This is a genomic window from Phenylobacterium sp. GW823-FHT02A09 (assembly GCF_058797775.1).
The window spans coordinates 408,383-420,581 of sequence record NZ_JBXAJZ010000002.1 but is presented as its reverse complement, the minus strand read 5'-3'; the positions used below and the strand labels follow the sequence as shown (position 1 = coordinate 420,581).

The following is a 12,199-nucleotide window of genomic DNA, read 5'->3' as shown; positions in this document are numbered from 1 at the left end:
ATTGACGTAGATTTATATCCGGGTAAAAGGCGCCCTCCCAACGGAGGACGCGCCATGGCGCTCGACTTTCCCCCCGCACTGCGCGCCGCCGTCGCCCGCGGCCTGACCGCCGCCTTCGGCGTCGCCGAGCCCGATTCCATCGTGGCGCTGGGCGGCGGGCTTTCCGGCGCCGGCGTGTTCCGTATCAGGGTCGGCGGCATCGCCTATCTGCTGCGGCTGGATCAGGCGCGCGACGGCTTCCGCGATCCGCAGCGGGCCTACGCCTGCATGCGCATCGCTGCTTCCGGTCTGCTTGCCCCGCGGGTTCGCTACGCCGACGCCGCCGACGGTGTGGCGATCATGGACTTCATCGAGGAGCGGCCGCTGTCGCTTGAGTATCGCGGCACGCCAGACCAGTTGGTGGTCGAGGCGGCGCAGACCGTCCGCGCGCTGCACGCCGGCCCGCCGTTCCCGCCGCTGGTCGACTATCTCGATGGGATCGACGCGCTGGTCGCCCAGTTCCAGGCCCGTGACCTGGTGGCGCCGGCCGCCATGGCCGAGCTGCTCGACCGCTATCGGGACCTGCGCGCGCGCTACCGGACCGATCCGGCCGACCTGGTCGCCAGCCACAACGACCTCAACCCGCGCAACATTCTCTACGACGGATCGCGCCTGTGGCTGGTGGACTGGGAGTCGGCGTTCCTGGCCGACCGCTATGTCGACCTGGCCTGCATCGCCAATCTCTTCGGCCGTACGCCGGCCCAGGAAGAGCTGCTGCTGGCCACCTACTTCGGGGCGGCGGACGAGACGCGCCGGGCTCGGCTACGGGTCATGCGGCAGGTGAACCACCTGTTCTATGGCCTGGTGATGGCGAACGCGGTCGGCGACCAGCCGCAGGCGCAGGACCTCTCCGGGCGTTCGCTCGACGAAATGCACGAGGCGCTGACCCTGGGCGAGCCGGTGCTGGACGCCGACGCGGGCCGGTTCGCCTACGTCAAGGCGCGGCTGGCCGCGGCGCTCGAGGGCCTGCGCACGCCGCAGTTCGCCGAAGCCTTGGCGGCGCTGAGCTACTGATCCAGCGACCGGCCGCGGGTCTCGGGCAGCAGCAGCAGGCAGGTCACGACCGAGATCAGGGTGAAGACGAACGGATACCAGAGCCCGGAGTAGACGTGGCCGGTCGCCGCCACGATCGCGAAAGCGGTGAACGGGGTGAAGCCGCCGACCCAGCCGGTGCCGATGTGATAGGGCAGCGACATGGCCGTGTAGCGGATGCGGGTCGGAAACAGCTCGACCAGGCAGGCGGCGATCGGGCCGTAGAGCGCGGTGGCGGCGACCACGAACACCAGCAGCACCAGGAACGCGGCCGGCAGGTTCATCCGGTCGGGGTCGGCCTCCGACGGATAGCCGGCATAGGCCAGGGCGGCCTTGATCTCCCCCTCGACCTTGGCCTTGGCGGCCTTGGCGGTGTTGCCGACCAGACCGACGGCGCTGGCCGAGTGCACGGTGGTCGCGCCGATCCGCACCATCGCCGGCGCGCCCGCGGCGCCGACCTCGTTGTCGTACGAGACCCCGGCCCCGGACAGAACGCTCTTGGCGATGTCGCAGGACGACAGGAACGCGGCCTTGCCGACCGGGTCGAACTGCAGCGAGCAGTCGTTGGGGTCAGCCACCACCACGACCGGCGTGCGGGCCTGGGCCTCCGACAGCGCCGGGTTCAGGGTCTGGGTCAGCATGTGGAAGCCGGGGAAGTAGGCGGCCAGCATCAGGACCATGCCGAACAGCATCACCGGCTTGCGGCCGATCTTGTCGGACAGCCAGCCGAACAGGACGTAGCCGACCGCGCTGACCGCCGTCGCCGACAGCATCAGCAGATTGATGGTCTCCGGCGGGACCTTCAGGAACCGCTCCATGAAGGTCTGGACGTAGAAGAAGGCCGTGTACCAGACCGCTCCTTGGGCGAACATCACCGCCACTAGCGCCAGCAGCACGATCTTCAGGTTGCGCCACTGTCCGAAGGCTTCGGCGAACGGGGCCTTGGAGGCGGTCCCCTCGGCCTTCATCTTGGCGAAGGCCGGGCTCTCGGAGAGCTTCAGCCGCATCCAGATCGAGATCGCCAGCAGGCCGGCCGAAACCAGGAACGGGATCCGCCAGCCCCATTGGTCGAAGGCCTCGGGGCCGAAATAGCGCCCGAGGACGACGCGGGTGATCAGGATCACCATCAGGGCGCCGAACAGGCCTAGCGCCGCGGACGTCTGCACCCAGCCGGTGGCCCAGCCGCGGCCGTCGGCCGGCGCGTGCTCGGCGACATAGATCGCCGCGCCTCCGTACTCGCCGCCGAGCGCGAAGCCCTGGACGATCCGCATCAGCACCAGCAGCGCCGGCGCCAGCAGCCCGACCTGGGCGTAGGTCGGCAGCAGGCCGATGGCGAAGGTCGCCGCGCCCATCAGCACGACGGTGACCAGGAATGCGCCCTTGCGCCCGGCCTTGTCGCCGATCCGCCCGAACACCAATGCGCCCAGCGGGCGGAACAGGAAGCCGGCCCCGAACAGGGCCAGGGCGGCGATGTAGCCGGCGGTCTCCGGCAGGCCCGAGAAGAAGGTCTTGGAGATGACGTGGGTCAGGCTGCCGAAGACGAAGAAGTCGTACCACTCGAAGGCGGTCCCCGCCGACGAGGCGGCCACCACGGTGCGCAACGATGCAGGCTTCTTGCCCGCTTCCACGGCGACGTCCGCCATCCACTGTCTCCCCCGAAACCGACCAAGGTCTAACTCGGAGAACGGCGATGTGGGAAGGGACGATCGTCGTCCCGACCGGGCGTCAGCCGACCGGCGGTCAGGCCACCGCCGCGGCGTCGCCCGGCGCCTCGTCGGCCTCGCGTTCGGCCAGCCGGGCGATCTCGCCCAGCAGGGCGGCGGGCGAGATCGGCTTGCCGACCACCCCGTCCATGCCGGCCTCCAGATAGGCCGCGCGCTGGTGCGCCAGGACGTTGGCGGTCAGGGCGACGATGGGCGTGGCCGCCACCGCGCCGCCGATCGCCCGGATGCGGCGCGCCGCCTCCAGGCCGTCGATGCCCGGCATCTGCACGTCCATCAGGATCAGGTCGAATGCGCCGCGGCCGGCCGCCTCCACGCCCAGATAGCCGTCGGCGGCGGTCTCGACGTCCGCGCCCAGCTTTTCGAGCAGCTTGGTGGCGATCATGCGGTTGGTTGGGTTGTCCTCGACCACCAGCACCCGCAGGCCGTTCAGCCAGTCGTCCGTGGTCTCCTCGGCGGCGACCGCGGCCTCGGACGGGGCGGCCGAGACTTCCAGCCAGAACACCGAACCGACGCCCTCGGTCGAGGCGAAGCCGACCCCGCCGCCCATCATCTGGGCCAGCTTCTGGGTGATCGACAGGCCCAGGCCCGAGCCGCCGAACTTTCGGGTCGTCGAGGCGTCGCCCTGGTCGAAGCGCTGGAAGATCCGCGGCTGCACGGCTTCGGGAATGCCGACGCCGGTGTCGGCGATCTCCAGCCGCAGCATCTGGGTCGCGGGTCCAGGCCGCAGGTGGGCGCGGATCGTGACCTGGCCCTTCAGCGTGAATTTCACGGCGTTGCCGACCAGGTTGAACAGCGCCTGGCGCAGCCGCACCGGATCGGACACCACCCAGCCCACGGCCGGATCGACGTCGACGACCAGTTGCAGGTGCTTGGCCTCGGCCTGAGGCCGCAGCAGCCGCGCCACGCCCTCGATCAGGGCGCGCGGCTCGACCGCCTCGTGCACCATCTCCAGCCGCCCGGCCTCGATCTTCGAGAAGTCGATGACGTCGTTGAGCAGTTCGGCCAGCATCTGGCCGCAGGAAAGCGCCTCCTCGAGCATCCGCCGGCCCTCTTCGGACAGGGTCTCGGACTTCAGCAGGTGCAGCACGCCCATCACGCCGTTCATCGGCGTGCGGATCTCGTGGCTCATATTGGCCAGGAACGCGGCCTTCGCCTCGCCGGCCGCCTGGGCCGCGCGCTGCGCGGCGATCAGGTCCAGCTCCTGGCGCTTGCGCTGGTCGAAGTCCTGCACCAGGCCGACGCCCTTCAGCCAACGCCCCTGGCGGTCGGTCGACAGGTGGTGGAAGACGCGGATCCAGCGTTCCTCGCCGCTGGGGCCGATGGCGCGGGCCTCGAAAGCCTCGCCGGGCGCGCGGTTGCCGTCGCGAATGTCGCGGAACGACTGGCGCACATGGTCCAGGTCGTCGGGGTGGAAGCGTGGGAACTGCAGGGTCTGGGCGTCTTCGTAGCCCCTGATGTCCTTGCCCAGCATCCGCTCGAACTCGGGGCTCGCCCAGAAGGTCTTCTGGACGTGGTCGATCTCGTAGACGCCGGCGTCGGCGGCGGTGAGGGCGAGCTTCAGGCGCCGGGCGTTGACCTCGGCCTCGCGGCGCGCCTGGGTGAGCGGGGAGACGTCGTCGACATAGCAGACCACGCCCTGCACCCGGCCCTTGGCGTCACGCCAGGGGCGCGCCTGCCAGCGCACCCAGCGGCGTACGTCCTCGATGTCGTTGATGCGGTCCTCGTCGCGGGCGACGACCTCGCCGTCCAGGGCGCGCTGCATGGCGTTCAGCAGCCGCTTGGGCGCGCGCGGGAAGGTCTGGGCCAGGGTCAGGCCGATCTGTTCGTTGTCCTGGCGGGTGAACATCTGCCGCCAGGCGCCGCTCATCACCAGATAGCGCAGCCGCCGGTCGAACATCGCCACCGCGAAGGGCGCGCCCTCGACCAGCTGCAGCATCTGCTGCTGGCCGCGCACGGCGCCGTCGCGGGCCTGCACCAGCTCGGTGATGTCCTGCATGACGCCGCGCAGGGCGTACTCGCCGCCGGGCCGCGCCTCGGTGCGGAAGGTGTTGCGCCAGTGCGACCAGCCGCCGGTCTTGTCCTTCAGCCGGTGCTCGAACGATCCGGCCTTGCCGTAGAGGATGCCCTCCATGACCGCGGTGCGGACGGCGACGGCTTCGTCGGGGTGCAGCACGGCCCCGACCTTGTCGATGTCGTCGATCTCGTCGTCGCGATAGCCGGTCAGGTTCAGGATGTCCTGCGACCACTCGATGCGGTCGTGGTCCGGCTCATAGGACCAGGTGCCGATGCCCGCCGCCTGCGACAGCAGCTGGCCGGTGCGTTCGGCGGCCACCAGCCGCGCGTCCAGCTCCCGCTCGCGGGTGGCGTTGCGGACCACGCCGATCATCTCGCCGTCGGGCAGAAGCTGGGCGCGGCCCTCGAACCAGCGCCAGCTGCCGTCCCTCGCGCGGATGCGCGAGGCGTGGTCGCTGAAGCCGTCGTCCTTCAGGCGCTGCAGGTGCGCCTCGATGCTGGCTTCCTCGCCCGGATGAATGAAGTCACGAGCGTACTGGCCGACGACCTCGGCCTCGGTCCAGCCGGTCTCCCGCTCGAAAGTCGGATTGACCAGCTTGAACCGCTTGTCCGCGCCGATGACGAACATCACTTCGCGGCTGTTCTCGAACAGCCACTCGATGATCGCCTTCGATTCCTGCGGTGTCCGCCTTGCGGCCATCGCCCCCGTCCCCTTGTTCGGGAGGATGATGTAACGCGGGTCGGTAAACGTAACGTTTGGACCCGCGATTTTTTACCGCGATGGTTGTGGGCTGAAACCGAAGCGTGAATCTAGAAGGCGTTTTCGCCGGTGATGGCGCGGCCCAGGATCAGGGCGTGGACGTCGTGAGCGCCTTCGTAGGTGTTCACGGTCTCGAGGTTCGCGGCGTGGCGCATCACGTGATAGTCGCCGGAAATGCCGTTGCCGCCGTGGATGTCGCGGGCCTCGCGGGCGATGGCCAGGGCCTTGCCGCAGTTGTTGCGCTTCATCAGGCTGATGGCTTCCGGCACCCAGGCGCCCTGGTCGAGCAGGCGGCCCAGCGCCAGCGCGCCCTCAAAGCCCAGCGCGATCTCGGTCTGCATGTCGGCCAGCTTCTTCTGGACCAGCTGGCGGGCGGCCAGCGGCTTGCCGAACACCTTGCGGGTCAGGGTGTATTCGCGGCTGGCGTGCAGGCAGAAGTCGGCCGCGCCCATCGCGCCCCAGCTGATGCCGTAGCGGGCCTTGTTGAGGCACGAGAACGGACCGCGCAGGCCGCTGACGTTCGGCAGCATATGGTCTTCCGGCACGAACACGTCGGCCAGCGCGATCTCGCCGGTGATCGAGGCGCGCAGCGACAGCTTGTTCTCGATCTTCGGGGTGGTGAGGCCCTCCGAGCCGCGATCGACCAGGAAGCCGCGGATCACGCCGTCCAGCTTGGCCCACACCAGGCAGACGTCGCTGATCGGGGCGTTGGTGATCCACATCTTGGCGCCGTTCAGCACGTAGCCGCCGTCGACCTTCTTGGCGACGGTGCGCATCGAGGCCGGGTCGGAGCCGCCGTCGGCCTCGGTCAGGCCGAAGCAGCCGACGATTTCGCCGCGGGCCATGCCGGGCAGGTACTTCATCTTCTGCTCTTCCGAGCCGAAGGCGTAGATCGGGTACATGACCAGCGAGGACTGCACGCTCATCGCCGAGCGATAGCCGCTGTCGATGGACTCGATCTCGCGGGCGATCAGGCCGTAGGCCACGTGGCTGACGCCGGCGCCGCCGTACTGCTCGGGCAGGGTCGCGCCGAGGAAGCCCAGGGCCCCCATCTCGGTCATGATCTCGCGGTCGAAGCGCTCATTGGCATAGGCCGAGACCACGCGCGGCAGCAGCTTCTCGCGGGCGTAGGCGCGGGCGCTCTCCCACACCATCCGCTCCTCCTCGGTGAGGCGCGAGCCGAGGTCCAGCGGATCTTCCCAGTTGAAGGTCTTCTGCTGGTCGCCGGTGTCGAGGGCCATGGCGCGGTCTCCCAATGGAACTGTATGCGCGCCTTATGACCTCATTTTACGTGCCCGTGTAGACGCCTTTGCGCTTCTCGCGGAATGACGCAGCCGACTCCTTGACGTCGTTCACGGCGCGGCGGGCGTGGGCCAGGCCGACGGACTCGTACTTCACCGCGCTGACGAAGTCGGACTCCATGTTGGTCTGCAGCACGCGCTTGGCCATCCGGATGGCCAGCGGCGGCCACTGGGCCATCTGCTCGCCATAGGCGATCGCGTCGTCCAGCAGCGTATCGTGCGCCGTGAGACGGTTGAGCAGGCCGAGCTTCAGCGCCTCGTCGGCCAGCACCATGCGGCTGGTGAAGATCAGGTCGGCGGCGCTCGCATAGCCGACGATCCGCGGCAGCAGGAACGACAGGCCGGAGTCCGGCGAGATCGCCCGCTCGGCGAAGGTGGTCTTGAAGCGCGCGTGCTCCGAGCCGATGCGCACGTCGCAGGCCAGGGCCCAGGCCATGCCGGCGCCGGCGCAGACGCCGTTGATCGCACCGATCAGCGGCTTGTCGAAGTCGCGCAGCAGCCGCGCCCAGCGGCCCATCCAGGCCTCTTCGTCCAGCCGCTCGCTCTGCGGCGGCGGGCCGTCGCGCTCGGGTGCCGGGCCGGTCAGGTCGGCGCCGGAACAGAAGCCGCGGCCGGCCCCGGTCAGCACCAGGGCGCGGACGCCGTCGTCGGCCTGGGCGGCGATCAGCCCGGCTTCCAGGTCGCGGCGCAGCTCGGCGGAGATGGCGTTCAGCTTCTCCGGCCGGTTCAGGGTCAGGATCCCGACCGGGCCACGGGTCTCGTAGGTGATGGTTTCGTAGGTCATGACGCGCCCTCCAGCCCTGGGAGCCCGCGCCGCCGTCCGTGCGGCTAGACCTCGGCCCACATGCGCAGAAGGTTGTGATAGGTCCCGGTCAGCGACACAAGCTCCGGCGCGCCGGCGCCGACCTTCAGCGACAGCTGCTGGATGGCGATGTCCATCTGGAACAGCAGCGCGCGGCGGGCGTCGTCGCGGATCATGCTCTGGATCCAGAAGAAGCTCGAGGTCCGCGCCCCGCGGGTGACCGGGGTCACCTGGTGCAGGCTCGAGGCCGGATAGAGGATCAGGTCGCCGGCCGGCAGCTTCACCTCGTGGACGCCGTAGGTGTCCTCGACCAGTAGTTCGCCGCCGTCATAGTCCTCCGGCTCGGTCAGGAAGAGCGTCGCCGACAGGTCGCTGCGGATCCGCACGCTGCCGTCGCGGCTCTGGCGGATCGAGTTGTCGATGTGGGTGGCGAAGGTCTGGCCGCCGCCATAGCGGTTGAACAGCGGCGGAAACACCGTCTGGGGCAGGGCGGCGGTGACGAACAGCGGGCTGCGCGACAGGGCGTCGAGGATCTTCTCGCCGGCGTAGCGGGCGGCCTCCGATCCCTCCGGCAACTGCTCGTTGCGCTTGGCCAGGGCCGACTGCGTGCCCGACGTGGCGTTTCCGTCCACCCAGTCGCCGGCGTCGATCGCCGCGCGCAGTTCGGCCACCTGCGCCTTGGTCAGCACCTCGGGGATATGCAGCATCATGGCGCGGGACCTTAGTTCGGGATCTTGGAAAGACAAAAGGCCCCGCCCGGGAAGGGGCGGGGCCTCTCTGAGGTGCTTCTACAATGGGGAGGTCAGAAGCGGTAGTTGAGGGTCAGGATCGCCTGGCGGCCCGGACCGTAGTCGGCGTGGTGCACGCCGTTGGTCGAGGCGATGTACTCCTCGTCGGCGACGTTCTTGATGTTCAGCTGCAGGTCCAGGTTCTCGCGGACGCGGTAGGCCGCGTAGAGGTCGAACTTCCAGTAGGCCGGGGCGAAGACGCGGTTGCCGCCGCCGCCCGCGCCGCCCTGGTTGCCGCCGTAGCTGTCCGACGAATAGTAGGCGCCGCCGCCGAAGCTGAAGTGCTCGTTCAGGTCATAGGTGGTGAACAGGCTGAAGGTGTGCTCGGGCGTATTGGCCAGCTGTTCGCCCTGGTTGACGCCGTTATAGGCGCCGCGGACCAGCTCGCTGTCCATGTAGGTGTAGCCGCCGAACACCATCCAGGCCGGGGTGACGCGGCCGGTGACGCCGATTTCCACGCCCTGGACCATGGTCTCGCCGACCTGGGCGTAGACGCCGTTGGCGATCTGGATCTGGGCGTTCTCGCGGGTCATGTGGAAGATCGCCGCCGAGGTCGACAGGCGCTCGCGGAAGAACGCCCACTTCACGCCGACTTCGGCCGAGGTGATGTCTTCCGGGTCCAGCAGCACGTTGGCGAGGTTGCCGGTGCCGGTGCCCGTGCCGGTGTTCTGGTCGCCGCCCGAGATCGTCGGCGGGGTCGAGGAGGTGCCGTACGAGGCGTACAGGCTGCCGTTCGCCACCGGCTTGTAGACCAGGCCCACCTGGTAGTTGGTGAACTGCCAGTCGCCCTTGCGCGGGGTGATGGTCGTGCCGGTGATCACGCCGGCGGCGCTGGTCGCGGCCACGTCGCGGCCCTTGACCGAGTAGTCGTCGAAGCGGACGCCGACGTTCACCAGCCACTTGTCGCCGAACGACATGGTGTCGAAGGCGTAGACGCCGATGGTGTTGGTGTAGTTCACCGACGGATCGGGGCGGGCGATGATCCCCTGCCACGGGTCGCTCGGGTTCGGCGCGTAGACGCGGGTGCAGTCGCCGACGCCGGCCGTGGTGGTGGCGCCGGTGAAGCCCGTCGGGCAGGCCGAGCCGGCCGTGGTGTAGATCACATAGGACGCGTTCTTGTTGGTCTCACGCGACAGCTCCAGGCCGACGTCGTAGCTGTGCTCGACGCCGCCGGTGCGGAACTTGCCGTAGAAGTCGGTGACGTTGGCGACGGTGAACGCCTCGTTCCAGCGGGACTTGGTGCCGCGCTTCATCCACCACTCGCCGGCCACGAACTGGGCGTTGCCGCCGTCGCCGGGGTTGGTCACCAGATAGTCGTTCAGGGTCTTGGCGACGCGGAAGGCGTTGCGGAAGGTGATCGCGTCGTTGATGTCGTGCTCGGCGATCAGGGTGACGATGTCGGCTTCCGTCTTCTGGAAGTCGCGCGCCTTCAGACCGTAGAACGAGTCACGCGGCACATCGAGCACGCCGCTGGCGTTCGTCCGCGGGGCGGTGGCGCCGCCCAGCTTGGTGTACAGCGGCACGCCGTAGTCGGGCATGTCGTTGCGGGTCAGATGATAGTAGCTGGCGGTGATGCGGGTGTCGGTGCCCAGACCCACGGCGCCGCTGATCGCCGCGCCCCACGCGTCGAAGTCGACGCTGTCGCGGCCGGGGACGTCGCCCTGGGCGCCCATCAGGTTGAAGCGGACCGCGCTGGTCTGTCCGACCGGCAGGTTGGCGTCGACCACGCCGCGCAGATAGCCGTCGGTGCCGACCATGGCGCTGGCGGCGATGTTCTCTTCCAGCTTCGGGCGCTTGGTCGTCAGGTTGATCGAGCCGCCGCCCGAGCCGCGGCCGTTATAGGCGCTGTCCGGACCCTTGATGACTTCGACCTGCTCAAGGTTGAACACCTCGCGGACCTGGCCGCCCGAGTCGCGGATGCCGTCGACGAAGATGTTGTTGCCCGAGGCCTGGCCGCGGATGAACGGACGGTCGGCCAGCGGCTGGCCGCCTTCCCCGGCGCCGAAGGTGATGCCCGGCGAGGTGCGCAGCAGGTCCGACAGCGAAGTCGCGGCGGTCTGGGTGATCACCGCCTGCGGGATCACCGTGACGCTGCGCGGGGTGTCGAGCAGTTGCGCGGTGTACTTCGGCGAGGTCGGCTGCAGGGTCTGGTGGCCGTCGACCTGCACGCCCGAAACTTCGGTGGCGTTGTCCGCCGCTTCGTCCGCAAGGGCGAGTTGCGGGACCAGGGCCAGGCCGGCGACGCCGGCGACGGCAGCGGGAGTGAGCGCCTTGCGCGCATAGGCGCGAACGCCGTTAGTCCGTCTATTGATCACCGAAAATGCCCCTCGGCCCATGCGAATGAAACTGCGAGGCGCTATTAGTTAGGGCGAGCTGCGCTGGCAATGCGAGTCAGTCGCAAATAATTATTTGTGTCCTGAAAGACGCACCCGCTGGGTCGCTGCGGGGTTCGGGCGCTTCGTCGCCCTTAGAGCCGAGATTGTCGAAATCGCCTCGCAACCGACGGCCGGGTTCGGCTGTTCCGCTAACGTGGGTCTCGACAGGAACATCCAGTGACCGAAGTCAGCGTCTATCAGATCGTGCGGCCGTTCGCGTGGATCGCAGCGACGGCGTTTGCAGTGGGTTTCGCCGGCTATGTGGCGATCGGCGCAGGCGATCCCGGCCTGGCCCAGGGCCCGCAGGCCCCGGTGATGGCGACGGTCGCCGGACCCTCGGCCGGCTAGCCCTTGGCGACGAACCAGCCGTTGCGGAATCCGGCCTCGGCCTTTCCGTAGGCGACGTCCTGCCCTTCAGGCGTCTTCACCTGTCCGCCGGCCGCCGTCAGCACCGCGTGGCCCGCGGCGATGTCCCATTCCATGGTCGGTCCGTGGCGCGGATAGATGTCGGCCGAACCTTCGGCGATGCGGCAGAACTTGATCGACGAATCCATCGGCTCGCGCAGGTCGAAGCCGTACTGCTCGGCCAGCTTCTGGGCGGTCTCGTCCTTCATGGTGTGGCTGACCAGCGCCACCGCCGCGCCTTGCGGCCAGGGACGGGTGCGCACGGGCGTCGGCGCGGCCCCAGCGGTGCGCTTCATCGCCGCGCCGCCCTGCGTGAACCAGGTCTCGCCGGTCGCCGGCGCGTTGACCGCGCCCGCGATCGGGCGGCCGTTCTCGATCAGGCCGATATTGACGGTGAAGTTGGGATCGCCGCGCACGAAGGCCTTGGTGCCGTCGACCGGATCGACCAGGAAGAAGCGCGGGCCGATCGCGTCGGGGGTGCCGAACTCGCTGGCGTCCTCCTCCGAAATCACCGGAATGTCGGGGAAGGCGGCCGCCAGCCGCTCCAGGATCAGCGCCTCGCCACGCCGGTCGGCTTCGGTCACCGGGCTTTCGTCGGCCTTGGAATAGACCGTCAGCTCCGACTTCCAGAGCGGCAGGATCAGGGCCGCGGCTTCCTCGCAGATCTCGGCCAGCACTTCGCCGACGTCGCGTGCGTCGCTCATCGGGCGCCTCGCGGGTCGTCGCTCACAAACGTCAGGGCGATCACCGCGCTGTCGATCACCTGTTTACCTGCGTGCTCGAAGTTCACCGTCACCTTGCGTCCCGCGACCGATTGCACCTGGCCCACGCCCCAGTCCTCGCGGGTCGGGTGCATGACCAGCACGCCGGGCTCGAGGAAGGGATCGGGACCGCCCATGGGCGGTTCTCTAGAGTGCAGCGGCGCGTTTGCCAAAGCGCCAAATCAGGACAAGTTCGCGA

At 69.0% G+C, this 12,199-nt stretch carries 10 protein-coding genes; 2 read left to right on the top strand and 8 right to left on the bottom strand.

The genetic code is table 11. The annotated features are described in order from the left end of the window. Positions 1-54: 54 nt before the first annotated feature. Entirely contained in the window at positions 55-1,053 is a 999-nt protein-coding gene (locus AC1Q87_RS09245) for a phosphotransferase (RefSeq protein ID WP_492608662.1), read from the top strand. Here the strand turns inward: AC1Q87_RS09245 and AC1Q87_RS09240 are convergent. The 6 genes from AC1Q87_RS09240 to AC1Q87_RS09215 all read right to left on the bottom strand — a co-directional run bounded on the left by AC1Q87_RS09240 (position 1,047) and on the right by AC1Q87_RS09215 (position 10,795). Further along, positions 1,047-2,714 (bottom strand): MFS transporter, encoded by a 1,668-nt coding sequence (locus AC1Q87_RS09240; protein WP_492608661.1) that lies wholly within the window; start codon positions 2,712-2,714, stop codon positions 1,047-1,049. The genes AC1Q87_RS09245 and AC1Q87_RS09240 overlap by 7 nt on opposite strands. Before the next feature lie 97 nt (positions 2,715-2,811). After that, the gene (locus AC1Q87_RS09235) at positions 2,812-5,508 is read right to left on the bottom strand and encodes a PAS domain-containing hybrid sensor histidine kinase/response regulator (protein WP_492608660.1); all 2,697 of its coding nucleotides are present in this window, start codon (positions 5,506-5,508) and stop codon (positions 2,812-2,814) included. A 110-nt stretch (positions 5,509-5,618) separates the two neighbouring features. After that, entirely contained in the window at positions 5,619-6,809 is a 1,191-nt protein-coding gene (locus AC1Q87_RS09230) for an acyl-CoA dehydrogenase (RefSeq protein WP_492608659.1), read from the bottom strand. 46 nt (positions 6,810-6,855) lie between these two features. Next, the gene (locus AC1Q87_RS09225; RefSeq protein ID WP_492608658.1) at positions 6,856-7,653 is read right to left on the bottom strand and encodes an enoyl-CoA hydratase/isomerase family protein; all 798 of its coding nucleotides are present in this window, start codon (positions 7,651-7,653) and stop codon (positions 6,856-6,858) included. A gap of 44 nt (positions 7,654-7,697) precedes the next feature. Beyond that, positions 7,698-8,381: a Fe2+-dependent dioxygenase gene (locus AC1Q87_RS09220; protein WP_492608657.1), complete on the bottom strand. Its 684-nt coding sequence runs from the start codon at positions 8,379-8,381 to the stop codon at positions 7,698-7,700. A gap of 92 nt (positions 8,382-8,473) precedes the next feature. After that, complete coding sequence (locus AC1Q87_RS09215; protein ID WP_492608656.1) at positions 8,474-10,795, bottom strand: TonB-dependent receptor; 2,322 nt, start codon at positions 10,793-10,795, stop codon at positions 8,474-8,476. 216 nt (positions 10,796-11,011) lie between these two features. On the opposite strand from AC1Q87_RS09215, the gene AC1Q87_RS09210 reads away from it, so the two are divergent. Further along, positions 11,012-11,182 carry a hypothetical protein gene (locus AC1Q87_RS09210; protein WP_492608655.1) on the top strand — a complete coding sequence of 57 codons (171 nt, stop codon included), beginning with the start codon at positions 11,012-11,014 and terminating at the stop codon, positions 11,180-11,182. Here the strand turns inward: AC1Q87_RS09210 and cysQ are convergent. Both cysQ and AC1Q87_RS09200 read right to left on the bottom strand, forming a co-directional pair. Next, positions 11,179-11,943 carry a 3'(2'),5'-bisphosphate nucleotidase CysQ gene (gene cysQ / locus AC1Q87_RS09205; protein ID WP_492608654.1) on the bottom strand — a complete coding sequence of 255 codons (765 nt, stop codon included), beginning with the start codon at positions 11,941-11,943 and terminating at the stop codon, positions 11,179-11,181. The two genes, AC1Q87_RS09210 and cysQ, sit on opposite strands and share 4 nt — an antisense overlap. After that, positions 11,940-12,137 carry a DUF3553 domain-containing protein gene (locus AC1Q87_RS09200; RefSeq protein ID WP_492608653.1) on the bottom strand — a complete coding sequence of 66 codons (198 nt, stop codon included), beginning with the start codon at positions 12,135-12,137 and terminating at the stop codon, positions 11,940-11,942. The genes cysQ and AC1Q87_RS09200 overlap by 4 nt, the downstream gene beginning before the upstream one ends. Positions 12,138-12,199 lie beyond the last annotated feature (62 nt).

What these genes read in the sequence shown, in the direction of transcription:
- cysQ (WP_492608654.1), bottom strand. Translation starts at nt 11,943, where the DNA reads ATGAGCGACGCACGCGACGTCGGCGAAGTGCTGGCCGAGATCTGCGAG.
- AC1Q87_RS09215 (WP_492608656.1), bottom strand. Translation starts at nt 10,795, where the DNA reads ATGGGCCGAGGGGCATTTTCGGTGATCAATAGACGGACTAACGGCGTT.
- AC1Q87_RS09230 (WP_492608659.1), bottom strand. Translation starts at nt 6,809, where the DNA reads ATGGCCCTCGACACCGGCGACCAGCAGAAGACCTTCAACTGGGAAGAT.
- AC1Q87_RS09245 (WP_492608662.1), top strand. Translation starts at nt 55, where the DNA reads ATGGCGCTCGACTTTCCCCCCGCACTGCGCGCCGCCGTCGCCCGCGGC.
- AC1Q87_RS09220 (WP_492608657.1), bottom strand. Translation starts at nt 8,381, where the DNA reads ATGATGCTGCATATCCCCGAGGTGCTGACCAAGGCGCAGGTGGCCGAA.
- AC1Q87_RS09225 (WP_492608658.1), bottom strand. Translation starts at nt 7,653, where the DNA reads ATGACCTACGAAACCATCACCTACGAGACCCGTGGCCCGGTCGGGATC.
- AC1Q87_RS09240 (WP_492608661.1), bottom strand. Translation starts at nt 2,714, where the DNA reads ATGGCGGACGTCGCCGTGGAAGCGGGCAAGAAGCCTGCATCGTTGCGC.
- AC1Q87_RS09235 (WP_492608660.1), bottom strand. Translation starts at nt 5,508, where the DNA reads ATGGCCGCAAGGCGGACACCGCAGGAATCGAAGGCGATCATCGAGTGG.
- AC1Q87_RS09200 (WP_492608653.1), bottom strand. Translation starts at nt 12,137, where the DNA reads ATGGGCGGTCCCGATCCCTTCCTCGAGCCCGGCGTGCTGGTCATGCAC.